Raw genomic sequence first — 24,465 nt, 5'->3', positions numbered from 1 at the left:
TCACTCGCGAGGATGCTCTCGCGCCATGGCAAAGAACTCCACCCCAGAGGTCCACCGGCTGAAGGCCAACTCGGTCGGGCTCGTCGGCGTCGTCTTCATGGCCGTGGCCACCGCGGCCCCGATCACCGCGATGACCGGCAACCTTCCTATCGCCGTCGGCTTCGGCAACGGCACCGGCGCGCCCGCCGGCTATCTCTTCGCGACGCTCGTCCTCACCGTCTTCTCGGTCGGCTACGTCGCCATGGCCAAGCGGATCACGGCCGCCGGCGCCTTCTACGGCTACATCTCGCACGGCCTCGGCCGGATCGCCGGCATGGCCTCCGGCATGCTCGCGGTCCTCGCGTACGTCGTCTTCGAGGCCTCCATCGTCGGCGTCTTCGCCTACTTCGCGAAGACGACGGTGGCCGACCAGCTCGGCGTGGACGTGCCGTGGATCCTGTACGCGGCGGTCATGCTCGCCGTGACGGCCGTCCTGTCGTACTTCGACATCAACCTGACCGCCAAGGCGCTCGGCGTGATGCTCGTGGCCGAGATCGCGGTCCTCTTCGCGGTCGCCACCGCCGTACTGATCGCCGGCGGCGGCCCCGAGGGCATACCGGTCGAGCCGATCAACCCGATGAACGCCTTCACCGGAACCTCCGCGGGCCTCGGTCTCTTCTTCGCCTTCTGGTCCTGGGTCGGCTTCGAGTCCACCGCCATGTACGGGGAGGAGTCGCGCAACCCCAAGAAGGTCATCCCGCGCGCCACCCTCATCTCCGTCATCGGCGTCGGCCTCTTCTACATCTACGTGTCGTGGATGACGATCGCCGGCAACGGCCTCGCCGAATCGGTGAAGCTGTCCGCCTCCGCCTCCCCCCTCGACCTGTTCTTCGCGCCCACCCAGAGCTTCATCGGCGCCTGGGCCGTCGACGCCTTCCAGTGGCTGCTGCTCACCGGCTCCTTCGCCTGCGGCATGGCCTTCCACCAGTGCGCCTCCCGCTACCTGTACGCCATCGGCCGCGAGGGCTTCCTCCACCCGGCGCTCGGCCGGACGCACGCCAGGCACGGCTCGCCGTACATCGCCTCCTACGTGCAGAGCGCCATCGCCGTCGGTCTCGTCGCCGCCTTCTGGCTCACCGGCCAGGACCCGTACATCCACCTCTACACGCTGCTCGCGATCCTCGGCACGATGGCCATCCTCATCGTCCAGACCCTCTGCTCCTTCGCCGTCATCGGCTACTTCCGCAAGAACCACCCCGAGGACCGGCACTGGTTCAAGACCCTCACCGCCCCGCTCCTCGGCGGCATCGGCATGATCGCCGTCGTCGTCCTGCTGATCATCAACATGGAGACCGCGGCCGGGCTCGCCGCCGACTCCCTCTTCTTCAAGGCGATCCCCTGGATCGTCGGCCTGGTCTTCTTCGGCGGCCTCGGCCTCGGCTTCCACCTCAAGGCCAAGCGGCCCGAGCGGTACGAGATCATCGGCCGGATCGTCCTGGAGGACGCCGCCGAGCGCGACGACGACGCCCGCGTGGCACCCGCCCCCGCCCCCGTGTCCCAGAGCTGAACCCCCTCTTCCTCCAGGAGCGCCCCATGGCACGCACCAACCCGATGCACCTCCTGAAGCACCTCGCCGCCGAGCACGCCGACGCCCGACGGCTGAACCTCCCCGTCGACGAGCTCAGGGGCATGAGAGCCGACGCCCTCGGGCGCCGGTCCCTGCTCAAGTACGCCGCCGCGGCCGGCGTCGCCGTCGGCGTCGGCGCGGGTACGGCCCTCCCCGCCCACGCCACCACCCCGGACCGGCCGGTCGGCGACACCACCGCCCGGGTCGCCGTCGTCGGGGCCGGGATCTCCGGCCTCACCGCCGCCCTCACCCTCCAGGACGCCGGAGTGCGCCCCGTGCTCTACGAGGCCAACCCGTCCAGGGTCGGCGGCCGCATGTGGACGCAGCGCTCCCACTGGGCGTACGGCCAGACCTCCGAGATCGGCGGCGAGCTGATCGACACCAGCCACAAGAAGATCCTGGAACTCTGCCGCCGCTTCAACCTCGACGTCGAGGACTTCCTCGGCGGCGGGCCCAACGGCGCCGAGGAGGTCCTCTGGTTCGACGGCGCCTACTACCCGCGCCACCAGGCCGACGAGGACTTCAACGCCGTCTACCAGTCGCTGCGCCGCGACCTGTCCGAGGCGGGAGAGGTGAAGTGGAACCAGACCACCCCCACCGGCACCGCACTCGACAACATGTCGATATACGAGTGGATCGAGACCCGCGTCCCCGGCGGGCACACCTCCCCGCTCGGCAAGTTCATCGACGTCGCCTACAACGTCGAGTACGGCGCCGACACCACCGAACAGTCCTCGCTCGCGCTCGTCCTGCTCATGGGCTACCAGACCAATCCCGGCAACTTCAACATCTGGGGCCTGTCCAACGAGCGCTATCACATCGTCGGCGGCAACGACCGGCTCCCGAACGCCATCGCCGGGGCGCTCGCCCCCGGCACCCTGCGCCAGGGCTGGTCCCTGACCGCCGTACGGGCCAACGCCGACGGCACCCAGACGCTGACCTTCACCGAGGCCGGCGCCACCAGGACCGTCACCGCCGACCACACGGTCCTCTGCCTCCCGCTGCCGGTCCTCAAGCAGATCGACCTCTCCCAGGCCGCGTTCGACCCGCTCATGAGGAACCTGCTGCGCGACGCGCGGATGGGGCACTGCACCAAGCTGAACATGCAGTTCGGCACCCGCCCCTGGCGCGGCACCGGCCCCTGGCCCGGAGTCTCCGCGGGCGACTGCTTCACCGACACCGAGGTCCAGCAGACCTGGGACACCACCAAGATCCAGGGCGGCACAGGCGGCATCCTCATCCAGTACGGCGGCGGCAGCCGCGCCCGGGCCCTGAACCCGGCCGGGCCGTTCTCCACCGAGTCCGACCCGTACGTGCGGAGCCTCGTCACCCGCTACCTCGCCGGCATCGACGCCTTCTTCCCCGGCACCTCCCGGGCGTACACCGGCCGCGCCCAGCTCTCGGCCTGGCACAAGAACCCGTACTCGCTCGGCGCGTACTCCTGCTGGCCCGTCGGCTACCTCCACCGGTACGCCGGCTACGAGGGCACCGCCCAGGGCAACGTCCACATCGGCGGCGAGCACTGTTCGTACGACTTCCAGGGCTTCATGGAAGGCGGGGCCACCGAGGGCGAGCGGGCCGCCAGGGAGGTGATCGACGCGCTGAGGTGACCTCGGGCGGGGCGGCCCCTCAGGCGGCCGGTGCGATGTTGTGGTTGAAGCGGAACACATTGTCGGGGTCGTGGGCGGCCTTGACCCGGGCCAGGCGCCGGTGGTTCTCGGCGCCGAAGCCCTCGACGACCCGCTGCTCGCCCTCGGAGCCGATGAAGTTCAGGTACACGGCTCCGGTCGACCACGGCCTCGCGTCGGCCCGCACGTCCCGCACCCACCGGATCGCCCGTTCGTCGTCGGCCGGGTTCGTCCAGGTCGCGAAGGGATGGACGGCCCAGGGCGCGGTACGCCAGGGAATCGGGTCGTCGGGTCGGCCGGCCGCCACCGCCCCGCCCAGCGGGAACAGCACGTGCTGGCAGGCGGTGGGCGGCGGGATCCGCAGCGCCCGCTCGCAGTAGACGTCCACCGCCGCGTCGGGCAGCTCGCTCAGGTACTCCGCCGACCAGTAGTTCCGCAGGCCGGGAGGGTCGTCGAGCATGCACTGGAGATCGGTGTAGGCGATGTCCATGACCACTTCGACCACGGGCCCGAGCGCGAACAGCGGCGCCGAGAGTTCCCGGACATCGGCCACGGGACCGGTGTACGTGAGCAGCGTGCCGCAGAGCAGTTCGCCGACGAGGTGCTCGGGGACGAACGGCGCCGGCGGCGCGGGGAAGTAGATGACCCCGCCGCCCACGTCGTCGGAGGCGGCTTCGACGAGGTCGCGGAACGCGCGTACCACTTCGGGAGCCTTCTCCGGCAGGAAGAACAGCATCGCGACGCTCAGCTCCGGCAGCTCGTGCAGACGCAGCGTGAGCGAGGTCGCCACCCCGAAGTTGCCGCCGCCACCGTGCAGCGCCCAGAAAAGGTCCGGGTTCTCCTCCGTGTCGGCGTGCACGTGCTTGCCCTCGGCGGTGATCAGCTCCGCCGCCAGGAGGTTGTCGCTCGCGAGGCCGAACTTCCGCTCCAGCCAGCCCGACCCGCCGCCCAGCGTGAACCCGCCGACGCCGGTCGTGGACGCCCGCCCACCGGTGGTGGCCAGCCGGAAGGGCTGGGTCGCGTGATCGAGATGGCTCATGGTCGCGCCACCCTCGACCCGTACCGTCATGTGCTCGGGATCCGCGACGACCGTGTGCATCCGGCGCAGGTCCACGACGAGGCCGTCGTCGACGACGGACGTGCCGGCGACGCTGTGACCACCGCCGCGCACCGCGACGGGCAGCTCTGTCTCGCGGCCGAACAGGATCGCGTTGGAGACGTCCTCCTGGGTCGCGCACTGGGCGATGACGGCCGGACGCCGGTCGATCATGGCGTTGTGGACCGCCCTGGCCTCGTCGTAGCCCGGATCACCGGGTACGAACACCTCACCGGCCAGATCCTCGCGAAGTCCGGCGAGAGCTGTCTGCGGGACGCTGATCTGGGGAGCCATGGGAAGCCCCCCTTTCCGAGGGGGGACGGGACTCTCCCAGCGTATTCCCGCGGACGGCTCCCGTCGCCTCAGCCGCCGTACGCCCCACTGGCGGTCAGCCGCAGTGCCGTGTCGATCAGCGGGACGTGGCTGAAGGCCTGCGGGAAGTTGCCCACCTGCCGCTGGAGCCTCGGGTCCCACTCCTCGGCGAGCAGCCCCAGGTCGTTGCGGAGCGCGAGCAGCTTCTCGAAGAGCGTGCGGGCCTCGTCCACCCTGCCGATCATCGCCAGGTCGTCCGCCAGCCAGAAGGAGCACGCCAGGAACGCGCCCTCGTCGCCCTCCAGGCCGTCGACCCCGGCCTCCTCGCCGGCCGTCGGGTAGCGCAGCACGAAGCCGTCCTCGGTGGACAGCTCCCGCTGGATCGCCTCGATCGTGCCGATGACCCGCTTGTCGTCCGGCGGCAGGAAGCCCATCTGCGGGATCAGCAGCAGCGAGGCGTCCAGCTCCTTGGAGCCGTACGACTGCGTGAACGTGTTCCGCTCCTGGTCGTAGCCCTTCTCGCAGACGTCCCGGTGGATCTCGTCGCGCAGCGCGTGCCAGCGCTCCAGGGGCCCGTCGGCGTCCCCGGACTCGATGAGTTTGATCGTGCGGTCGACGGCCACCCAGGCCATCACCTTCGAGTGGACGAAGTGGCGGCGCGGCCCCCGGACCTCCCAGATGCCCTCGTCGGGCTGGTCCCAGTGCTTCTCCAGGTAGTTGATCAGCTTGATCTGGAGGAGCGAGGCGTAGTCGTTGCGGGAGAGCCCCGTCATGTGCGCGAGGTGGAGGGCCTCGGTGACCTCGCCGTAGACGTCCAGCTGGAGTTGGTTGGCGGCGCCGTTGCCGACCCGGACCGGGCCGGAGTTCTCGTACCCCGGCAGCCAGTCGAGCTCCGCCTCGCCGAGCTCCCGCTCGCCCGCGATGCCGTACATGATCTGGAGGTTCTCCGGGTCGCCCGCGACCGCCCGGAGCAGCCAGTCCCGCCAGGCGCGGGCCTCCTCGCGGTAGCCGGTGCGCAGCATCGACGAGAGGGTGATCGCCGCGTCCCGCAGCCAGGTGTAGCGGTAGTCCCAGTTGCGGACGCCGCCGATCTCCTCGGGCAGCGAGGTGGTCGGCGCGGCGACGATCCCGCCGGTCGGCGCGTACGTCAGCGCCTTCAGGGTGATCAGGGAGCGGATCACCGCTTCCCGGTAGGGGCCGTGGTACGTGCAGTGCTCGACCCAGTCGCGCCAGAAGTCGGCGGTGGCCTCCAGGGAGCCCTCGGGGTCGGGCAGCGCGGGCGGCTCCCGGTGCGAGGGCTGCCAGGAGATCGTGAACGCGACCCGGTCACCGGGGGTCACGGTGAACTCGGAGTACGTCGTGAGGTCCTTGCCGTGGGTCTCGATCTCGGTGTCCAGCCAGACGGAGTCGGGTCCCGCGACGGCGACCGTGCGGTCGCCGACCTTGTGGACCCACGGCACGATCCGGCCGTAGCTGAACCGCATCCGCAGCGCGGAACGCATCCGCACCCGCCCCGAGACGCCCTCCACGATCCGGATGAGCTGCGGCGCGCCGTCGCGCGGCGGCATGAAGTCGGTGACCCGGACGGTGCCGCGCGGGGTGTCCCACTCGGACTCCAGGATCAGCGAGTCGCCGCGGTAGCGGCGCCGGTCGGCCGCGGGCGGTTCGGCGTCGGCGGGCCCGGCGGGGCCCACCCGCCAGAATCCGTGTTCCTCGGTGCCGAGCAGTCCGGCGAAGATCGCGTGCGAGTCGAAGCGGGGGAGACACAGCCAGTCGACGCTGCCGTCGCGGCAGACCAGTGCGGCGGTCTGCATGTCTCCGATGAGTGCGTAATCCTCGATGCGCCCGGCCACGTGCTTCACTCCAGTCGAACGGCCACGTCCGCCCCGCGGGGCGCTTGCTTCCAGATGCTCCGGCTGGGGTCAGCCGGGTCTGCGTAAGTCAGCGGTCAAGGTCTTCGACGAGCTCTTGGTCCGGATGACGGGCGGGATGGTGCCGCTGGCCGGCCGGCTCGGCGGGCTATGTCCGAGCAGGATACGTCGTACTTTAGTGAGCCGGTGATCACACCGGTGACGGCGTTGCTCCGAACGGGTGAACGGGGCTTCCTCCCCGTCCCTCGTACCGCCGGAAGGCCCGTTCCGTCCCTGATGAGAGCTCCTCGCCTTTCCCGGTGGGAGTGTCCGCCCCCACCCTTGATCGCCGTCCGTGTACACCCGACTGCCGCGTGTGGCCGGAAGCGGTCTCCCGATGTCGCTGATACCCTGGTACCCCGTGGACCGGTGGGAAACGGCGACAGCCGAGGACCCCGAAACCGCAGCGACGGCACCCCCCGATTCTTCCGGAGGGGACGCCGGTACGCACCTCCAGAACGCGACCACGGGAGCCCCCTCTTGGCGATGCCGCCCAAAACCACGACGACCAAGCACATCTTCGTCACCGGGGGTGTCGCCTCCTCCCTCGGCAAGGGCCTGACCGCCTCCAGCCTGGGTGCGCTCCTCAAGGCCCGGGGCCTGCGGGTCACGATGCAGAAGCTCGACCCCTACCTGAACGTCGACCCGGGCACGATGAACCCCTTCCAGCACGGCGAGGTGTTCGTCACCAACGACGGCGCCGAGACCGACCTGGACATCGGCCACTACGAGCGCTTCCTCGACGTCGACCTCGACGGCTCGGCCAACGTCACCACCGGCCAGGTCTACTCGCAGGTCATCGCCAAGGAGCGGCGCGGCGAGTACCTCGGTGACACCGTGCAGGTCATCCCGCACATCACCAACGAGATCAAGTCCCGCATCCGCCGCATGGCCACCGACGACGTCGACGTCGTCATCACCGAGGTCGGCGGCACCGTCGGCGACATCGAGTCGCTGCCGTTCCTGGAGACCGTCCGCCAGGTCCGCCACGAGGTCGGCCGCGACAACGTCTTCGTCGTGCACATCTCGCTGCTGCCCTACATCGGCCCCTCCGGCGAGCTGAAGACCAAGCCGACCCAGCACTCCGTCGCCGCCCTGCGCAACATCGGCATCCAGCCCGACGCGATCGTGCTGCGCGCCGACCGTGACGTGCCGACCGCCATCAAGCGCAAGATCTCGCTGATGTGCGACGTCGACGAGGCCGCGGTGGTCGCCGCCATCGACGCCAAGTCGATCTACGACATCCCGAAGGTGCTGCACACCGAGGGCCTGGACGCCTACGTCGTCCGCAAGCTCGACCTGCCCTTCCGCGACGTGGACTGGACCGTCTGGGAGGACCTCCTGGACCGCGTCCACAACCCGGAGCACGAGGTCACCGTCGCGCTCGTCGGCAAGTACATCGACCTGCCCGACGCCTACCTCTCGGTCACCGAGGCCATGCGCGCCGGCGGCTTCGCGAACAAGGCCCGCGTCAAGGTCAAGTGGGTCACCTCCGACGACTGCAAGACCCCGGCCGGCGCCGAGAAGCAGCTCGGCGACGTCGACGCCGTCCTCATCCCCGGCGGCTTCGGCGACCGCGGCGTGAGCGGCAAGGTCGGCGCCATCCGGTACGCCCGTGAGAACAAGGTGCCGCTGCTCGGCATCTGCCTCGGCCTCCAGTGCATCGTCATCGAGGCCGCCCGGAACCTGGCCGACATCCCCGAGGCCAACTCCACCGAGTTCGACCCGGCCACCGCGCACCCCGTCGTCTCGACGATGGAGGAGCAGCTCGCGTACGTCGAGGGCGCCGGCGACCTGGGCGGAACGATGCGCCTGGGCCTGTACCCGGCGAAGCTCGCCGAGGGCTCGATCGTCCGCGAGGTCTACGGCGACCAGCCGTACGTGGACGAGCGTCACCGGCACCGCTACGAGGTCAACAACGCCTACCGCACGGAGCTGGAGAAGAAGGCCGGCCTGGTCTTCTCCGGCACCTCCCCGGACAACAAGCTCGTCGAGTACGTCGAGTACCCCCGCGAGATCCACCCCTACCTGGTCGCCACCCAGGCGCACCCGGAGCTCCGCTCCCGCCCGACCCGCCCGCACCCGCTCTTCGCGGGCCTGGTCAAGGCGGCCGTGGAGCGCAAGACCGCGAAGTAGTACGGCGCGTTAACGTTGCCGGGGTACGGGTCCCTTCCGGGACGCGTACCCCGGCTTTCGCATGTACGGAGGACTTCTGATGCAGGTGCAGGACACCCCGGAGGAGTGGCGGGTCGTCGCGACGGGGACCCCCTTCCAGGGCAACAAGACCAGTGTCCGCACGGACGACGTGGTCATGCCGGACGGCACGGTCGCGCGGCGCGACTACCAGGTCCACCCCGGCTCGGTCGCCGTCCTCGCCCTCGACGAGCAGGACCAGGTCCTGCTGCTCAAGCAGTACCGGCACCCGGTGCGGCAGAAGCTCTGGGAGATCCCCGCGGGGCTCCTGGACGTACCCGGTGAGAACCCGCTGCACGCCGCGCAGCGCGAGCTGTACGAGGAGGCGCACGTCAAGGCCGAGGACTGGCGGGTCCTGGCCGACGTCTACACGACGCCCGGCGGCTGCGACGAGGCGGTACGGATCTTCCTGGCGCGGGGACTGTCGGACGCGGAGGGCGAACGCTTCGCGGTCGCGGAGGAGGAGGCCGACATGGAGCTGGCGCGGGTCCCGCTCGCGGACCTCGTGCGGGGGGTCCTCGCGGGCGAGCTGCACAACAACTGCCTGGTCGTGGGGGTGCTGTCGCTGACGGCGGCGCGGGCGGGGGAGGGGGTGGAGGCGCTGCGTCCGGCGGACGCGGAGTGGCCGGCGCGCCCCTTCGAGGCGTGACTCACCCATGGAGAGCTGTGGTGTGACCATCTGTTGATCCGATCGGGGGACGTGTCCGCCCTGCTCCGCCGGGTCCGTGCCCTGCCCTGAACTACGCTCGGGAACGCCCGTGCGGAGCCCCCCGCGGGATCGGCTCGTGCGCAGGTGGACGGGAGCGTGGCCCGTGACGGATCAGGCGGTGGCGGTGGCCGGCAGCCGCCAGTTCTTCGGCCGGCAGCGGGAGTTGAAGGCCCTGCGCGCCGACATCGAGCGGACCGGCCTCGACACCCTCACCGGCCGCAAGGCGCCCCGCGCCCGGGTCCTGCTCATCGCGGGCAAGCCCGGCTCCGGACGCACCGCGCTCGCCGAGGAACTGGCCGCGGGGCTCGCCGACCGCTACCCCGGCGGGATCTTCCGGGCCCGGCTCACCGAGCCGGGCGGCGACCCCGTGCCCACCGCCCGGGTCGCGCGGGAACTGCTCGCCGCCCTCGACATCGCCGAACCCCCCGGCGCGGGGGAGGACGAGCTGACCGAACTGGTCCGGGGCGCTCTCGCCGAGCGGCGGGCCCTCCTGATCCTCGACGACGCCGTCGACGCCGAACAGGCCGACCCGCTGATCCCCGACAACCCGGACGCCCTGGTGGTGGGCGTCGCCCGCGGACCGCTCACCGGCATCCCCGACGTGCGCCCCTGCACGCTCGGCGGGCTCGACCCCAAGTCGGCCATCGAGCTTCTCACCGCCTTCACCGGCTCCGTACGCATCACCGTCGACCCGCAGGCCGCCGAGGCCCTCGTGGAGGAGTGCGGCGGGCTGCCCGCAGCGGTCGTCCTCGCCGGCGGCTGGCTCTCCACCCATCCCAAGGCCTCCGTCGCCGACCTCGCCAAGCGGTTGCGCGGGCTCGGCGGCGACCCGCTCACCCGGACGTTCCTCCTCGCCCACGAGGCGCTGCCGGCCACCGCGGCCCGGATACTGCGTTACCTCTCCCTGGCCCCGCTCGGCCGGGCCGACGCCCACGCCGCCTCCGCCCTGGCCGGCTGTTCCGTGTCGGCCGCCGCCACCACGCTCGCCGACTTCGCCGCCCTGGGACTGGTCTCGGCGGCGGAGGACGGGCAGTACGACGTGCCCGGCCATCTCGTCCCCCTCCTGCGCGCCCAGCTGGAGGAGCGCGACCGGCCCGCCGAGGTGCAGCTCGCGCGGGCCCGGATGCTGGAGCGGACCGTGCGGCTCCTCCAGTCCTGCCGCGCGGTCACCGAGCCCGAGGGTTCGGCCGCCCGCCGGAAGCTGGCCGGTCTGCCGCGCGCCCTGCGCTTCCCGAACGCGTCCGCCGCGGCCCTCTGGCTGCGCTCCCGGCAGGCCTTCCTCCTCGCCTCCGCGCGGCTCGCCGTCGCGGACGGGGAGCTCGACACCCTCGCCCGACGCCTCGTCGCCTCCCTGGTGAGGGCGCTCGCCGCGCACCGGGGCGCGGAGGCCGCGGCGCCCGACCTGTACGGCCTGCACCAGCTGGTCCTGGACGTGGCCGAGCGGCGCGGGCTGCACCGGGAGCGGGCCGCCGCCCTGCTGAACCTGGCCGATCTCGACGCCCGCACCGGCCGGACCAAGGACGCTCTGCTGCGATATCGGTCGGCTTTGGATGCCGGACGCGCAGCAAATGATCCGTATGCGGCCGGTCGCGCAATGGAATCCGTAGGTGGGGCGTATCAGGAGCTGGGGGACTGGCAGCGGGCCGGTGACTGGTACGGGCGGGCGCTCGCCCAGCGCCTCGCCCGGGACGAGCGGGCCGACCAGGCCCGGCTGTACGCCCGCCTCGGCGCCGTACAGACCTACGCGGGCCGGTACGGGGAGGCCCTGCGGAACTGGCGTGCCGCCGCGGCCGGCTACCGGCGGCTCGACGATCTCCCGGGCTACGCGCGGGCGTTGAGCGAGGCGGCCCGGGTCCAGGAGTACGCCGGACGGCCCGAGGAGTCGCTGCGGACCTGCGAGGAGGCGGTGGAGTGGGCCCGGCGCGCCCAGGACACCCGGCTCCAGGCCGCGCTCCAGCTGCGGCTGGCCGACACCCTCGACCGGCTCGGCGACCCGGCGGCGGCCCGGCTGCACCGGGCCGCCGCCGAGAGATTGCTGGAAACGGAAAGATCCACCTACGAAATCCGCAGTGGGCCCGTCGAAGATTAGTACTTTGAAAGGCTAGACAGGGGGAACTCCTTCATTAGACTGGGTGCGCCGCGTTCGAACGTGGTCTGCCCCGGTGCGCCGCAGTGCATCCGGGTATGTATCGCAGTGCCCCAGATATCCCCCTGATTCAAGGACCGTGATCGACGATGAAGGTCGGCATCCCCCGCGAGGTCAAGAACAACGAGTTCCGCGTGGCCATCACCCCCGCCGGTGTCCACGAGCTCGTCCGCCACGGCCACCAGGTCTTCATCGAGCAGAACGCCGGTGTCGGCTCCTCGATCACGGACGAGGAGTACGTCGCCGCCGGCGCGGAGATCCTCCCCACCGCCGACGAGGTCTGGGCCACCGCCGACCTGCTGCTCAAGGTCAAGGAGCCGATCGCGGAGGAGTACCACCGCCTCCGCAAGGACCAGACGCTCTTCACCTACCTGCACCTCGCCGCTTCCAAGGAGTGCACGGACGCGCTCCTGGCCTCCGGCACCACCGCCATCGCGTACGAGACGGTCGAGACCGCGAACCGCGCGCTCCCGCTGCTCGCCCCGATGTCCGAGGTCGCGGGCCGGCTGGCCCCGCAGGTCGGCGCCTACCACCTGATGCGCTCGGCCGGCGGCCGCGGCGTCCTGCCCGGCGGCGTCCCCGGCACCCACGCCGGCAAGGCCGTCGTCATCGGTGGCGGCGTCTCCGGCTGGAACGCCACCCAGATCGCCGTCGGCATGGGCTTCCACGTGACCCTGCTCGACCGGGACATCAACAAGCTCCGCGAGGCCGACAAGATCTTCGGCACCAAGGTGCAGACGATCGTCTCCAACGCCTACGAGCTGGAGAAGGCCGTCGTCGAGGCCGACCTCGTCATCGGCGCCGTCCTCATCCCGGGCGCCAAGGCCCCGAAGCTGGTCACCAACGAGCTCGTCGCCAAGATGAAGCCCGGAAGTGTCCTTGTCGACATCGCGATCGACCAGGGCGGCTGCTTCGAGGACTCGCACCCGACCACCCACGCCGAGCCGACCTTCCAGGTCCACAACTCGGTCTTCTACTGCGTCGCCAACATGCCGGGCGCGGTCCCGAACACCTCCACCTACGCCCTCACCAACGCCACGCTGCCGTACATCGTGTCGCTGGCGAACAACGGCTGGGTCGAGGCGCTCCGCCGCGACGCCGCGCTCGGTCTGGGCCTCAACACGCATGACGGCAAGGTGGTTTACAAGGAGGTCGCCGAGGCGCACGGCCTCGAGCACGTCGAGCTGAGCACCCTCCTGGGCTGACCCCCCGCGGCACCGTCGTCAACGCGTGCCGTCAATCCGCGCACCGGCCGGACCTTGTTCGACAAGGTCCGGCCGGATGCGTGTCCGGACCCGGCGAAACGTTCGGCCAACTCGCCTTGAACGTAACTGTTTAACCGTTTCGCGCACCACTGAAACGTGTGGATGCGTGCCCGCGCACCCTTGACAGAGACGTGTTCGGTTGCCGACACATCGGGCCGGGTCCGGCGGATTGTGTTGCTGCGGACCGGTGACACGCCATAGAGTCGCCAACCGTCGGCATGGTGCCACGCTGACCTATCGATAAATGTTCCTGGTGACATCCAAGGAGGTAAGACGACTTGTGAATGAGTCGACAATTACTCCCGGGAGCGGTGCGCCAGGTGCTCCGATCGGCTCCGTCGCGGTGCGGACCTTCGCGACGCACCAGCCCATGACGACAGCCCATACGATGAAGACGATGGACGGCCTACACGTGAACGCCACGGCCGGCAACGAGATGGGCCGAGAGTCCACCCACTTCGCCGCCTTTGACGAGGTGCCCGAGGGGCACTTCTACGACCCCGACGCCGAGTACGAGCCCGACCCGGAGTACGCGGCCACCCTCGCACCCGACGCTGCCCGCCAGCGCCGCGAGCGGATCGGCCCCACCGGACGGCCCCTGCCGTACTTCCCGATCCCGGGTCCGCTGACCGACCACGGACCCGCGAAGATCATCGCGATGTGCAACCAGAAGGGCGGCGTCGGCAAGACCACGTCGACCATCAACCTGGGTGCCGCGCTCGCGGAGTACGGACGACGGGTGCTGCTCGTCGACTTCGACCCGCAGGGAGCCCTGTCGGTCGGTCTCGGCGTGAACCCGATGGAGCTCGACCTCACCGTCTACAACCTGCTCATGGAGCGGGGCATGTCGGCCGACGAGGTGCTCCTCAAGACCGCCGTACCCAACATGGACCTGCTGCCGAGCAACATCGACCTCTCGGCCGCCGAAGTCCAGCTCGTCAGCGAGGTCGCGCGCGAGTCCACGCTCCAGCGCGCCCTGAAGCCGCTGATGAACGACTACGACTACATCGTGATCGACTGTCAGCCCTCGCTCGGCCTGCTGACCGTGAACGCCCTGACGGCGGCTCACAAGGTCATCGTGCCGCTGGAGTGCGAGTTCTTCGCGCTGCGCGGAGTGGCCCTGCTGACCGAGACCATCGAGAAGGTCCAGGAGCGGCTCAACCCCGAGCTCGAGCTCGACGGCATCCTCGCCACGATGTACGACTCCCGGACCGTGCACAGCCGTGAGGTGCTCGCGCGCGTCGTCGAGGCCTTCGACGACCACGTGTACCACACGGTCATCGGGCGGACCGTGCGCTTCCCGGAGACCACCGTCGCCGGCGAGCCCATCACCACGTACGCCTCCAACTCCGTGGGCGCCGCCGCCTACCGTCAGCTCGCCAGGGAGGTGCTCGCCCGGTGTCACGCCGAGTGAGTCTGCCCGGCGCCGACGAACTCTTCCGTACGACCGGGGGGATGGCGCTCCAGTCGTCCGCGCCCCGCCGGGCCGTTCCCGCACCCGCGGGTGAGAGCGACCCGGCGGCGGCCGAGGGCTCCGCGGAGCACACGGCGGCGGGCACCGAGGCCGCCGAACCCCGCGCCCGGACGGCGGAGCCGGAGAGCGCCGCCCCCAAGGCCGCGCCCTCCGCCGCCGTACCCGCCCCGGCGGCCCGGCGGCGCGGCGGTCGTACCCCGAACCGGCGGCCCAGCGGCCGGGAGCGCCACGACGAGAAGATCACGGTCTACGTCTCCGCCGAGGAACTGATGGACCTGGAGCACGCCCGGCTCGTGCTGCGCGGCGAGCACGGACTCGCCGTCGACCGGGGGCGGATCGTCCGGGAGGCCGTCGCGGTCGTCCTGGCGGACCTGGAATCCCGCGGCGACGCGAGCATCCTCGTCCGCCGCCTGCGCGGCCGCTGACGGTAGCCTGCGGGCTGCCGCGCTCCTCGCTCCCCCTGGACCCCCATGCACCACGCCTCCGACGAAACGTCCCGCCCGCCGCGCCGCCGCGCCCTGGGGCGCGGCCCGGGCGAGGGGGCCGGGGGCGGCGGCCCCGAACCGAGCGCCGCCGGGCCCGGCGCGGAGTCCGACGGCCGACCTGTAGCCGGGCCTGAACCCGTATCCGGGTCCGGACACCGGGCCGAGGGCGAGCGCCGGGCCGAGGACGAGTGCGGCGGCCCAGAGGCCGACGGCCGACCCGAAGCCGGGGCCGGGCCCGAGGCCGAGCCTGGGCTCGAAGCCGGTTCCTCCCTCGGGCCGGAATCCGGGCCCAGGACCAGGCCCGAAGCCGGGCAGGAACCTGGACTCGGGTCTGAGCCCGGGCCCGGCGTCCGGGCGGTGACTGGAGGTGAAGCCGGGGCCGGGAACGCAGGCACCCGTGGGGGCATCGGGTCCGGTGAGGACGGCGGGGCCGTCGGTGGACGGCCGGCCGAGGCCGACAGGGCCGGCGCGTCCGACGTGGCCGGGGCGTTCACCCCGGGTGCCGAGCCCGGTGCGGTCGGCGGCTCCGGCGGCGCGCCACCGGCCGAGGGCGACACGGCCGACGTGGCCGATGGGTCCGACGTTGCTGGGGCGCCCGACGCCGGCGACACAGCCGGGGCGCCGGACGCGGCCGAGGGGGGTGGTGGGCGGTTCACCGTGCGGCTCGCCAACTTCGAGGGGCCCTTCGACCTGCTCCTCCAGCTGATCGCCAAGCACAGGCTCGACGTCACCGAGGTCGCCCTCTCCCAGGTCACCGACGAGTTCATGGCGCACCTGCGCGCCCTCGGCCCCGACGGCGACCTCGACCAGACCACCGAGTTCCTCGTCGTCGCCGCCACCCTCCTCGACCTCAAGGCCGCCCGGCTGCTGCCCGCCGCCGAGGTGGAGGACGAGGCCGACCTCGCCCTCCTGGAGGCGCGCGACCTGCTCTTCGCCCGGCTCCTCCAGTACCGGGCGTACAAACGCATCGCGGCGATCTTCGAGGAGCGCTGGGAGACCGAGGGCCGCCGCCATCCCCGTACCGTCGGACTCGAACCGCACCACGCCGAGCTGCTCCCCGAGGTCGTCATCTCCCTCGGTGCCGAGGGCTTCGCCCGGCTGGCCGCCAGGGCCATGCGGCCGAAGGCCGAGCCGCAGGTGTACGTCGACCACATCCACGCCCCGCTCGTCAGCGTGCGGGAACAGGCCGCCGTCGTCGTCGCGCTGCTGCGGGAGCGCGGGACGGCGCTCTTCCGGGAGCTGATCGAGGACGTCGACGACGACACCCTGACCGTCGTCGCCCGCTTCCTCGCCCTCCTGGAGCTCTACCGGGAGAAGGCCGTCGTCCTCGACCAGGAGACCGCCCTGGGAGACCTCACGGTCTCCTGGATCGGCGGGGAGAAGGACCCGTCCGTGGCCGTGACCGACGAATTCGACCAGGAGGCCACCGCGTGAGCGACTTCGGGCCCGACCTCAAGCCCGCCCTCGAAGCCGTCCTCATGGTCGTCGACGAGCCCGCCACCGTGGACCGTCTCGCCAAGGTCCTGGAGCGCACCCCCCGCGAGGTCGCCGACGCCCTGCGCGAGCTCGCCGCCGAGTACACCGCCCAGGGCCGCGGCTTCGAGCTGCGGCAGGTGGCCGGCGGCTGGCGGTACTACACCCGCCCCGCGTACGCCCCGGCCGTCGAGGCCTTCGTCCTGGAGGGGCAGCAGGCGCGGCTCACCCAGGCCGCCCTGGAGACGCTCGCGGTCGTCGCGTACCGCCAGCCGGTCAGCCGTTCCCGGGTCTCCGCGGTCCGCGGAGTGAACTGCGACGGCGTGATGCGGACCCTCCTCCAGCGGGGTCTGGTGGAGGAGACGGGCGCGGAACCCGAAACAGGTGCGATCCTGTACAGGACGACGAACTACTTCCTGGAGCGGATGGGCCTGCGCGGCCTGGACGAACTCCCCGAGCTCGCGCCCTTCCTCCCCGAGGCGGAGGCGGTCGAGCCGGACTCGCTGGAAGCGGTTCCGTCGTTCGATCCGGATGCACCGGATCGTGAGAACGACGACAAGACGGAAGTTTGATGCGAAGCAGCAGCGGCAGGAACAGCAGCGGAAACAACGGCGGGAGCCGTGGTGGCAACAGCGGCGGCCGCGGCGGCAGCAGCGGTGGCGGCCGCGGCGGCAGCGGCTCCGGCGGTGGCGGTGGCTACCGCGGGGGCAGCGGCGGCAGCGGTGGCGGTGGCGGCTACCGGGGTTCCGGTGGCGGCGGCGGCAGCGGCTCCGGTGGCGGTGGCTACCGTGGCGGCAGCGGCTCCGGCGGCTCCGGCTCCGGTGGCGGCGGTTACCGGGGTGGCAGCGGCTCCGGCGGCTCCGGCGGCGGTTACCGGGGTGCCGGTGGCGGCGGCCGGGACGACCAGCGCCCGAGCAACCCGCGCCGGCCTCGCCCCGAGGAGCGCTCCTACGACGTGAGCGGCCCCTCCGAGCCCCCGAAGAAGGGCCGCGGCGCCGCGGCCCGCGGAGGTGCCAAGGGCGGCCCCAAGGCCCCCCAGGGCGGTACGCCGCCCCGTCGCGGCCCGCACGGGCAGCGGCAGGCCCCGGCCCGCTCGCGCGAGCTCGACGCCAAGATCGAGCAGCGCAACCGGGAGCGGTACGAGGGCCGGCCGGAGATCAAGACCCCGAAGACCTTCCCCGGCGCCGAGCAGGAGGGCGAGCGGCTGCAGAAGGTCCTCGCGCGTGCCGGCATGGGCTCGCGGCGCGCCTGCGAGGAGCTCATCGAGCAGGCCCGCGTCGAGGTCAACGGCGAGATCGTCCTGGAGCAGGGCAAGCGCGTCGACCCGGAGAAGGACGAGATCAAGGTGGACGGCCTGACCGTCGCCACCCAGTCGTACCTGTTCTTCGCGCTGAACAAGCCGGCCGGCGTCGTCTCCACCATGGAGGACCCGGACGGCCGCCAGTGCCTCGGCGACTACGTCAACAACCGTGAGACCCGGCTCTTCCACGTCGGCCGGCTCGACACGGAGACCGAGGGCATCATCCTGCTCACCAACCACGGCGAGCTGGCCCACCGCCTCACGCACCCGAAGTACGGCGTGAAGAAGACCTACCTGGCCGCCATCACAGGACCGCTGCCCCGCGAGGTCGGCAAGCGGCTCAAGGACGGCATCCAGCTGGAGGACGGCTACGCCAAGGCCGACCACTTCCGCGTGGTCGAGCAGACCGGCAAGAACTACCTCGTCGAGGTCACCCTGCACGAGGGCCGCAAGCACATCGTGCGCCGCATGCTGTCCGAGGCGGGCTTCCCGGTCGAGAAGCTGGTCAGGACCGCGTTCGGTCCGATCGCGCTCGGCGACCAGAAGTCGGGCTGGCTTCGCCGGCTCACCAACACGGAGGTCGGCATGCTGATGAAGGAAGTCGGCATGTAAGGCCCCTGCTCCACACGGCGAAGCCCGTGACCGCCGGGCGGTCACGGGCTTCGCCGTGTTCCCGCCGCGTCCTTTTCGGTCTTGTGGCCGAAGGCCGTCCCCCTTTATAGTCAACATGACTCTTAAGGAGGCGGGCGTGAGCCTCGCAGACGTACTCGAGCCGTTGCAGCAACCGCTCTTCACCGTCCTGGACACCCCGGTCAGCTGGACCGAGGTCCTGGGGTTCGGCAGCGGAGCGCTCTGCGTCTGGCTCGTCGCCCGCCAGCACCTCGCCAACTGGCCGATCGGCATCGCCAACAACCTGTTCTTCGTCCTGCTCTTCACGCAGGCCGGGCTCTACGCCGACGCCGGCCTCCAGATCGTCTTCATCACCCTCGCCGTGTACGGCTGGTGGACCTGGACCCACGGGGGTGGACCAGGCTCCGACACCCTCCCGGTGCGCCGCACCACGCGCACCGAGTGGACGTGGCTGATCACGGCGGGGGTGGTGGGGACCCTCGGGCTCACCCTGCTGCTCGACCGCGCCACCGACTCCACCGTCCCCTTCTGGGACGCCCTGACGACCGCGCTCTCCCTCATGGCGACCTACGGCCAGTGCCGAAAGCGGCTGGAGTCCTGGTGGCTGTGGATCGCCGCCGACGTGGTCTACGTACCGCTGTACGCGTACAAGGAGCTGTACCTGACCTCCCTGCTGTACGTCGGCTTCATGATCCTCTGCGTCCTCGGCCTGCGCGGCTGGACCAGGGACCTCACCGGATCCCGGCGACTCGCGGAGGTGACGGCGTGAAGCGATACGGCCACGGCCTCGTCCTCGGCAAGTTCTATCCGCCGCACGCCGGCCACCACCACCTCGTCCGCACCGCCCTCGACCGCTGCGAGCGCCTCACCGTCCTCGTCTGCGCCTCCTCCGTGGAATCCGTCCCGCTCGCCGAGCGGGTCGCCTGGATGCGCGAGATCCACCCCGACGCCCTCGTCGTCGGCGCCGTCGACGACATCCCCGTCGACCTCCACGACCCCGACGTGTGGGACGCCCACATGGCCGTCTTCCGGGCCGCCGTGCCCGAGCGCGTCGACGCCGTCTTCACCTCGGAGCCGTACGGGGAGGAGCTCGCCCGCCGCTTCGGCGCCGAGTCCGTGTGCGTCGACCCCGGCCGCACCCGCTTCCCCGTCTCCGGCACCGCCGTCCGCGCCGACCCCGCCGGCTGCTGGGACTTCCTGGAACCGCCCGTCCGGGCCGCGCTCACCCGGCGCGTCGTCGTCCTCGGCGCCGAGTCCACCGGCACCACCACCATGGCCCTCGCCCTCGCCGACCACTACCGGCGGCGCGGCGGAGTCTGGGCCCGCACCCGGTACGTACCGGAGTACGGCCGCGAGTACAGCGAACTCAAGCTCGCCGAACTCCGCGCCGAACGCCCCGACGCCACCTGGTCCGACGTCACCTTCCACTCCTCCGACTTCCCCGTCATCGCCCAGCGCCAGGCCGAACTGGAGGAGGAGGCGGCCCGCGACGGATCGCCCGTGCTCTTCTGCGACACCGACGCCTTCGCCACCACCATCTGGCACGAGCGGTACATGGGCACCACCAGCGCCGCCACCGGCGAGATCGCCGCCCGCGGCCGGCAGCACCTCTGGCTGCTCACCGACCACAGGGGCGTCGACTTCGAGGACGACGGGCTGCGCGACGGGGAGCACCTGCGGCCCTGGATGACCGCCCGCTTCCTCACCCAGCTCGCCCACTCCGGCCGCCGCACGGCCGTCCTCAGCGGGCCCCACGAGGAGCGGCTCGCGGCCGCCGTCGCCGCCGTGGACGCGCTGCTCGCCGAGGGCCCGCACCTCACCGACCCGCTGCCGGAGCGCCGATGACCGGCCACCGCCCGCCCGAGGGCTACGACCCGAGCGCGTTCGAGCCGTTCGCCGTCACCGCCGACCTCGCCGTCCTCACCCTCCGCGAGGAACGCCTCCACGTCCTGCTCGTCGAGCGCGGCCAGGAGCCGTACGCCGGGTCCTGGGCGCTCCCCGGCGGATTCGTGCTGCCGCGCGAGTCCGCCGAGCGGGCCGCCCGCCGCGAACTCGCCGAGGAGACCGGCCTCTCCGGGGACACCGTCGCCGGACTCCACCTCGAACAGCTCCGCACCTACAGCGAGCCGGACCGCGACCCGAGGATGCGGGTCGTCTCCGTCGCCTTCACCGCGCTCGTACCCGACCCTCCCGAGCCGCGCGGCGGCGGCGACGCGGCCCAGGCGCGGTGGATGCCGTACGACACCGTCCGGGATCTCGCCTTCGACCACGACCGGATCCTCGCCGACGCCCACGAACGGGTCGGCGCCAAGCTGGAGTACACCTGCCTCGCGACCGCCTTCTGCCCGCCCGAGTTCACCCTCGGCGAGCTGCGGCAGGTGTACGAGACGGTCTGGGGCGTCGAGCTCGACCGCCCCAACTTCCGGCGCAAGGTCCTCACCACACCCGGCTTCGTCCAGGCCGTGGAAGGACCTCCGCGCCTCACCGGCGGACGGGGGAAACCGGCCGCTCTCTACCGGGCGGGCGGGGCCACCACCCTGCACCCGCCCCTCCTGCGACCCGAAGGACGCCCCGCATGAACCTCGCACGCACCGCGACCAAGCAGGCCGCGACCGGCTCCCTGATCGGACTGGCGCTCGGCGACGCGCTGGGCTTCCCGACCGAGTTCAACGACGTGCCGTCGATCCTCGCGAAGGTCGGCCCCTGGCGGGAGATGGCACTGCCCGTCCGCGGCGGCAAGGCGTACGTCACCGACGACACCCAGATGACGCTCGCCTTCGCCCGGGGGATCCGCACCGCCATGGACCGGGGAGTGCTCGCCCCGCTGCGCCTCGCCAGGCCCGTCCGTGACGAGTTCGTCGACTGGTACCACTCCCCGGAGAACAACCGCGCCCCCGGCAACACCTGCCTGCGCGCCTGCATGCTCCTCGACGGCGACCGTCCCTGGCAGGACGCCAGCCAGATCGGCTCCAAGGGCTGCGGCGCCAATATGCGCGTCACCCCCATCGGGCTCGTCCCCGGCCTCAGCGAGGAGCAGCGGGCGGGCGCCGCCCAGCTCCAGGCGGCCCTCACCCACGGACACCCCACCGCGCTCGCCGCCTCCGACCTCACCGCCCGTGCCGTGTACCTCCTCGCCCAGGGCGTGGACCCCGCCGGCCTGGTCGGACAGCTGCGCTCGTACGCCTACGAGAACCGCTCCCGCTACCACGAGAACTGGCTCGGCGACCTCTGGACCCGCTCCCAGGACCCCTCCGCCCTCTCCTTCGTCAAGCGGGGCTGGGACGAGTGCCTGGCGATCCTGGAGCGCCTGGACGCCGTCCAGCGCACGGCCGACCCGGAGCTCGACCCCTGTACGTACACCGGTGACGGCTGGATCGCCGAGGAGGCCCTCGCGACCGGGCTCCTCTGCTTCCTCCTCTTCCCCGGCGAACCCCTCACCGCGCTGCGCCGCGCCGCCTGCACCCGCGGCGACTCCGACTCGATCGCCGCCCTCGCGGGCGCCTTCGCCGGGGCGCACCTCGGCGCCGACGCCTGGCCGAAGGAGTGGGAGGAGCGCGTCGAGTACCGGAGCGACCTGCTGACCTTCGGCGCGCTCTGGGACGCTTGAGCCATGACGCTCAGCCTGGACCTGGACCTTTCCGCCGTCGTGGCGGAGCAGCCCGACCCCCTGCTCTTCGCGACCGTCTCCGGCGCGCACCTGTACGGGTTCCCGTCCCGTGACTCGGACGTGGACCTGCGGGGCGTGCACCTGCTGCCGGTGGAGGCCCTCACGGGCCTCCGCGAGCCGGAGGAGACCCGCAGCCGGATGTGGGACCGTGACGGGGTCGAGATGGACCTCGTCACCCACGACCTGCGGAAGTTCGCCCGGCTGATGCTGCGCCGCAACGGCTACGTCCTGGAGCAGCTCACCTCCCCGCTCGTCGCGCACACCACGGAGATCCACGCGGAGCTGGTCTCCCTCGTGCCCGAGGTGCTCACCTCCCACCACGCGCACCACTACCGGGGCTTCGCCGGGACGCAGTGGCGGCTCTTCGAGAGCGGCGGCGAGCTCAAGCCGCTGCTGTACACCTACCGGGCGCTGCTCACCGGCATCCATCTGATGCGCTCGGGCGAGGTGCAGGCCCATCTGCCGACCCTGCTCGGGGAGGTGGCCGAGGCGCCGGCCCGGCTGCCCGACCTCGTCGCGGCGAAGGCGGCGGCGGAGCACGGGCCCGCGGAGGTGCCGGTCGAGGCCGTACGGGCCGAGACGGAGGCCCTGCACGCGGTGCTCGAAGAGGCCCGGGCCGCGTCGAGCCTGCCGGAGTCGGCGGTACGAGCCCCCGACCTGCTGCACGACCTCGTCGTACGGGCCCGGCCGGCCGGCCGCTAGAGCCGACCGTTGGAGCCGGCCGCCCGCTGGACGGTGTCGAGGGCGGAGGCGCGGCGGGCGCGGACCAGGAAGTCCTGCACGCGCGCGTGGTCCGGCGCGGCCGGGAGCGGAGTCGTGTCGTGGGCGCGGTCGGCCTCCTCCTGGAGGCGGTCCATCCAGGACTCGACCTCCGGCCAGGAGACCTCGCCGCGCTTGACCGCGAGGAGACGCTCGCGGTCCTCGCCGACGTTGATCCGCAGCTCGCCCGTGCGCAGCAGGTCGCGGCAGCTGGTGAGCAGCCGCAGCAGGTGCATGGCGTGCTTCCAGCGGGGGTGGCCGTACTGGCGCACGTCCGCGTCGAGCTTGCGGCGCTGCCCGCCCGCGTAACGGACGAAGGTCTGATGGGCCTGCCGGGAGAGGAAGGCCCCGCGCAGCGAGAGCAGTTCGCGGCCGAGGGCGTCGGCACGCTCGACCAGGGGGGAGTGGAGGCACTCCAGGACGTTCGGGTTGTTGCGCAGGGCCAGCTCGCAGAATCGTTCCAGCTCCCAGCTGAACTGCTCCTCGCCCGGCCCCTCCACATGCGCGGGAGGCTTCTCGAAGTGCCAGAACAGCGGCGTCGGGGCGAGATAGACGCCCCGCACGTCCGTGTCGCTGCCCTCGGTCGCGAGACCGAAGGCGCGCGAACCCATGACACAGGAGTAGATCGTGTGGTCGCGCACCAGCTCGTCCGGGGTCATGCCGGTCAGGTTACGCGAGGGTGATCGTGTCCCCCGAGACGGTGATCCGCTCGGCCGGGAGCGGGCGGGTGGCGGGCCCGTTCGCCACCGAGCCGTCGGCGATACGGAACTTGGAACCGTGGCAGGGACAGTCGATGGTGCCGTCCGCGACCTTGTTCACCGTGCAGCGCTGATGGGTGCAGATAGCGGAGAACGCCTTGAACTCGCCGGCGGCGGGCTGGGTGACGACCACCTTCTCCTTCGCGAAGACCGTGCCCCCGCCGACCGGGATCTCGGAGGTGCCGGCCAGCCGGGCGCCTGCGGCCGGAGGGGAGGCGGGCGAGGAGGCGGCGGCCGAGGGGGACTCGGCGGAGGGCGAAGCGGCCGGGGACGACGTGGTGTCCGGGGCGCTCGGCGTGGCCGGCGCGTCGGTGCTCGTACCGCCGTCGCCCCCGCCGTCCGAGCCGCAGCCCGTCGTCAGGGCCACTGCGGCGAACAGGACGGCACGGCGAGGGGTGGCGCGTGAAGTCATGCCGCCAGCTTGGCCGCGCGGCGCCGCCGGGTCCCGCAACACGCCTGGACCAGGGGGCCCGGCTCCCCCGCACGGCGGTCCCGGCCGGCGTGTACGCCGAGTGGCGGAACACCCCGGTTCGGGTGACATTGATCCTGTTTCGCACCGGACGAAGGGCAGGACCATGGCGGGAAACGACCTCGGCAGTCTCCTCGGAAGCCTCCTCGGAGGCGGAGGCGGACAGAGCGGCGGCAGCGGCGGGGCGGGCGGCATCCTCGGCTCTCTGATCGGCGCCCTCGCCGGAGGCGGAGGCGGGAGCGGCACGAACCCGCTCGGCGGACTCCTCGACGCGCTGTCCAGGTCCGGCCTCGCCGACCAGGCGCAGTCCTGGGTCGGCACCGGCGAGAACCAGCCCGTCAGCGGCCCCCAGATCGCCGGGGCGCTGCCCGACGACACCCTCCAGAAGGTCGCGGCCGACGCCGGCGTCAGCCCGGAGGAGGCGGCCGACCAGATCGCGCGGTCGCTGCCCCGGGCCGTCGACAAGCTGACCCCGAACGGCTCGGTGCCCGAAGGCTCCCTGGAGGACATCATCCGCCGGCAGCAGCTCTGAGACCCGTCCCGCGCGCCCGTCCTCCGTCTCGGAGGGCGGGCGCCGGGACGCGT

At 72.0% G+C, this 24,465-nt stretch carries 21 protein-coding genes; 17 read left to right on the top strand and 4 right to left on the bottom strand.

Annotation, left to right across the window (positions count from 1 at the left end):
- The first annotated feature begins 25 nt into the window (after nucleotides 1-25).
- Together ACFWUY_RS27900 and ACFWUY_RS27895 are read left to right on the top strand one after the other, a co-directional pair.
- Complete coding sequence (locus ACFWUY_RS27900; protein WP_384115259.1) at nucleotides 26-1,546, top strand: APC family permease; 1,521 nt, start codon at nucleotides 26-28, stop codon at nucleotides 1,544-1,546.
- 26 nt (nucleotides 1,547-1,572) lie between these two features.
- The gene (locus tag ACFWUY_RS27895; RefSeq protein WP_384115256.1) at nucleotides 1,573-3,216 is read left to right on the top strand and encodes a flavin monoamine oxidase family protein; all 1,644 of its coding nucleotides are present in this window, start codon (nucleotides 1,573-1,575) and stop codon (nucleotides 3,214-3,216) included.
- Between the two features lie 19 nt (nucleotides 3,217-3,235).
- On the opposite strand, the gene ACFWUY_RS27890 is transcribed toward ACFWUY_RS27895, so the two are convergent.
- A complete protein-coding gene (locus ACFWUY_RS27890) occupies nucleotides 3,236-4,624 on the bottom strand; it encodes an FAD-binding oxidoreductase (RefSeq protein WP_384115253.1) in 1,389 nt (462 codons plus the stop codon).
- A gap of 68 nt (nucleotides 4,625-4,692) precedes the next feature.
- Nucleotides 4,693-6,495, bottom strand: coding sequence for a glycoside hydrolase family 15 protein (locus ACFWUY_RS27885; protein WP_384115250.1), 1,803 nt, complete (start codon nucleotides 6,493-6,495; stop codon nucleotides 4,693-4,695).
- Nucleotides 6,496-7,038: 543 nt separating this feature from the next.
- On the opposite strand from ACFWUY_RS27885, the gene ACFWUY_RS27880 reads away from it, so the two are divergent.
- From ACFWUY_RS27880 to ACFWUY_RS27815, 14 genes are all read left to right on the top strand, one after another.
- Nucleotides 7,039-8,688 carry a CTP synthase gene (locus ACFWUY_RS27880; protein WP_384115248.1) on the top strand — a complete coding sequence of 550 codons (1,650 nt, stop codon included), beginning with the start codon at nucleotides 7,039-7,041 and terminating at the stop codon, nucleotides 8,686-8,688.
- 79 nt (nucleotides 8,689-8,767) lie between these two features.
- Nucleotides 8,768-9,394, top strand: a complete 627-nt coding sequence (locus ACFWUY_RS27875) for an NUDIX domain-containing protein (RefSeq protein WP_384115245.1) — start codon at nucleotides 8,768-8,770, stop codon at nucleotides 9,392-9,394.
- 163 nt (nucleotides 9,395-9,557) lie between these two features.
- Nucleotides 9,558-11,543, top strand: coding sequence for a tetratricopeptide repeat protein (locus ACFWUY_RS27870; RefSeq protein WP_384115242.1), 1,986 nt, complete (start codon nucleotides 9,558-9,560; stop codon nucleotides 11,541-11,543).
- A 146-nt stretch (nucleotides 11,544-11,689) separates the two neighbouring features.
- Nucleotides 11,690-12,805, top strand: coding sequence for an alanine dehydrogenase (gene ald, locus ACFWUY_RS27865; protein ID WP_384115239.1), 1,116 nt, complete (start codon nucleotides 11,690-11,692; stop codon nucleotides 12,803-12,805).
- 448 nt (nucleotides 12,806-13,253) lie between these two features.
- A complete protein-coding gene (locus ACFWUY_RS27860; RefSeq protein WP_037637819.1) occupies nucleotides 13,254-14,279 on the top strand; it encodes a ParA family protein in 1,026 nt (341 codons plus the stop codon).
- Nucleotides 14,264-14,764, top strand: coding sequence for a hypothetical protein (locus ACFWUY_RS27855; RefSeq protein ID WP_384115236.1), 501 nt, complete (start codon nucleotides 14,264-14,266; stop codon nucleotides 14,762-14,764). Before ACFWUY_RS27860 ends, ACFWUY_RS27855 begins: the two co-directional genes overlap by 16 nt.
- A gap of 417 nt (nucleotides 14,765-15,181) precedes the next feature.
- Nucleotides 15,182-16,258: a segregation and condensation protein A gene (locus ACFWUY_RS27850; RefSeq protein WP_384115234.1), complete on the top strand. Its 1,077-nt coding sequence runs from the start codon at nucleotides 15,182-15,184 to the stop codon at nucleotides 16,256-16,258.
- 44 nt (nucleotides 16,259-16,302) lie between these two features.
- Nucleotides 16,303-16,869 carry an SMC-Scp complex subunit ScpB gene (gene scpB, locus ACFWUY_RS27845; protein ID WP_384115298.1) on the top strand — a complete coding sequence of 189 codons (567 nt, stop codon included), beginning with the start codon at nucleotides 16,303-16,305 and terminating at the stop codon, nucleotides 16,867-16,869.
- A complete protein-coding gene (locus ACFWUY_RS27840; protein WP_384115231.1) occupies nucleotides 16,869-18,209 on the top strand; it encodes a pseudouridine synthase in 1,341 nt (446 codons plus the stop codon). The genes scpB and ACFWUY_RS27840 overlap by 1 nt, the downstream gene beginning before the upstream one ends.
- 136 nt (nucleotides 18,210-18,345) lie before the next feature.
- A complete protein-coding gene (gene pnuC / locus ACFWUY_RS27835; RefSeq protein ID WP_384115229.1) occupies nucleotides 18,346-18,996 on the top strand; it encodes a nicotinamide riboside transporter PnuC in 651 nt (216 codons plus the stop codon).
- Nucleotides 18,993-20,072: an AAA family ATPase gene (locus ACFWUY_RS27830; RefSeq protein WP_384115227.1), complete on the top strand. Its 1,080-nt coding sequence runs from the start codon at nucleotides 18,993-18,995 to the stop codon at nucleotides 20,070-20,072. Before pnuC ends, ACFWUY_RS27830 begins: the two co-directional genes overlap by 4 nt.
- The gene (locus ACFWUY_RS27825) at nucleotides 20,069-20,806 is read left to right on the top strand and encodes an NUDIX domain-containing protein (protein ID WP_384115225.1); all 738 of its coding nucleotides are present in this window, start codon (nucleotides 20,069-20,071) and stop codon (nucleotides 20,804-20,806) included. The genes ACFWUY_RS27830 and ACFWUY_RS27825 overlap by 4 nt, the downstream gene beginning before the upstream one ends.
- Nucleotides 20,803-21,834 carry an ADP-ribosylglycohydrolase family protein gene (locus ACFWUY_RS27820; RefSeq protein ID WP_384115223.1) on the top strand — a complete coding sequence of 344 codons (1,032 nt, stop codon included), beginning with the start codon at nucleotides 20,803-20,805 and terminating at the stop codon, nucleotides 21,832-21,834. Before ACFWUY_RS27825 ends, ACFWUY_RS27820 begins: the two co-directional genes overlap by 4 nt.
- 3 nt (nucleotides 21,835-21,837) lie before the next feature.
- A complete protein-coding gene (locus ACFWUY_RS27815) occupies nucleotides 21,838-22,596 on the top strand; it encodes a DNA polymerase beta superfamily protein (protein WP_384115220.1) in 759 nt (252 codons plus the stop codon).
- On the opposite strand, the gene ACFWUY_RS27810 is transcribed toward ACFWUY_RS27815, so the two are convergent.
- Nucleotides 22,593-23,312, bottom strand: a complete 720-nt coding sequence (locus tag ACFWUY_RS27810; protein WP_384115217.1) for a DNA polymerase beta superfamily protein — start codon at nucleotides 23,310-23,312, stop codon at nucleotides 22,593-22,595. The genes ACFWUY_RS27815 and ACFWUY_RS27810 overlap by 4 nt on opposite strands.
- Nucleotides 23,313-23,322: 10 nt before the next feature.
- Nucleotides 23,323-23,823 (bottom strand): Rieske (2Fe-2S) protein, encoded by a 501-nt coding sequence (locus ACFWUY_RS27805; protein ID WP_384115214.1) that lies wholly within the window; start codon nucleotides 23,821-23,823, stop codon nucleotides 23,323-23,325.
- Between the two features lie 163 nt (nucleotides 23,824-23,986).
- Here ACFWUY_RS27805 and ACFWUY_RS27800 point away from each other — a divergent pair, with 163 nt between their 5' ends.
- Nucleotides 23,987-24,412, top strand: a complete 426-nt coding sequence (locus tag ACFWUY_RS27800; protein ID WP_384115211.1) for a YidB family protein — start codon at nucleotides 23,987-23,989, stop codon at nucleotides 24,410-24,412.
- Nucleotides 24,413-24,465: the final 53 nt, after the last annotated feature.

Origin of the sequence: Streptomyces sp. NPDC058664 (assembly GCF_042716635.1) — a bacterium.
GTDB lineage: Bacteria > Actinomycetota > Actinomycetes > Streptomycetales > Streptomycetaceae > Streptomyces.
Note: the sequence above shows the minus strand (reverse complement) of the source record. Positions and strands in the feature narration are given on the sequence as shown.

Excerpts from the sequence above, each read along its gene's own strand:
- ACFWUY_RS27900 (WP_384115259.1), top strand. The coding sequence starts at position 26 with ATGGCAAAGAACTCCACCCCAGAGGTCCACCGGCTGAAGGCCAACTCG.
- ACFWUY_RS27895 (WP_384115256.1), top strand. The coding sequence starts at position 1,573 with ATGGCACGCACCAACCCGATGCACCTCCTGAAGCACCTCGCCGCCGAG.
- ACFWUY_RS27890 (WP_384115253.1), bottom strand. The coding sequence starts at position 4,624 with ATGGCTCCCCAGATCAGCGTCCCGCAGACAGCTCTCGCCGGACTTCGC.
- ACFWUY_RS27880 (WP_384115248.1), top strand. The coding sequence starts at position 7,039 with ATGCCGCCCAAAACCACGACGACCAAGCACATCTTCGTCACCGGGGGT.
- ACFWUY_RS27875 (WP_384115245.1), top strand. The coding sequence starts at position 8,768 with ATGCAGGTGCAGGACACCCCGGAGGAGTGGCGGGTCGTCGCGACGGGG.
- ald (WP_384115239.1), top strand. The coding sequence starts at position 11,690 with ATGAAGGTCGGCATCCCCCGCGAGGTCAAGAACAACGAGTTCCGCGTG.
- ACFWUY_RS27860 (WP_037637819.1), top strand. The coding sequence starts at position 13,254 with ATGAAGACGATGGACGGCCTACACGTGAACGCCACGGCCGGCAACGAG.
- scpB (WP_384115298.1), top strand. The coding sequence starts at position 16,303 with ATGGTCGTCGACGAGCCCGCCACCGTGGACCGTCTCGCCAAGGTCCTG.
- ACFWUY_RS27840 (WP_384115231.1), top strand. The coding sequence starts at position 16,869 with ATGCGAAGCAGCAGCGGCAGGAACAGCAGCGGAAACAACGGCGGGAGC.
- ACFWUY_RS27825 (WP_384115225.1), top strand. The coding sequence starts at position 20,069 with ATGACCGGCCACCGCCCGCCCGAGGGCTACGACCCGAGCGCGTTCGAG.
- ACFWUY_RS27820 (WP_384115223.1), top strand. The coding sequence starts at position 20,803 with ATGAACCTCGCACGCACCGCGACCAAGCAGGCCGCGACCGGCTCCCTG.
- ACFWUY_RS27815 (WP_384115220.1), top strand. The coding sequence starts at position 21,838 with ATGACGCTCAGCCTGGACCTGGACCTTTCCGCCGTCGTGGCGGAGCAG.
- ACFWUY_RS27810 (WP_384115217.1), bottom strand. The coding sequence starts at position 23,312 with ATGACCCCGGACGAGCTGGTGCGCGACCACACGATCTACTCCTGTGTC.
- ACFWUY_RS27805 (WP_384115214.1), bottom strand. The coding sequence starts at position 23,823 with ATGACTTCACGCGCCACCCCTCGCCGTGCCGTCCTGTTCGCCGCAGTG.
- ACFWUY_RS27800 (WP_384115211.1), top strand. The coding sequence starts at position 23,987 with ATGGCGGGAAACGACCTCGGCAGTCTCCTCGGAAGCCTCCTCGGAGGC.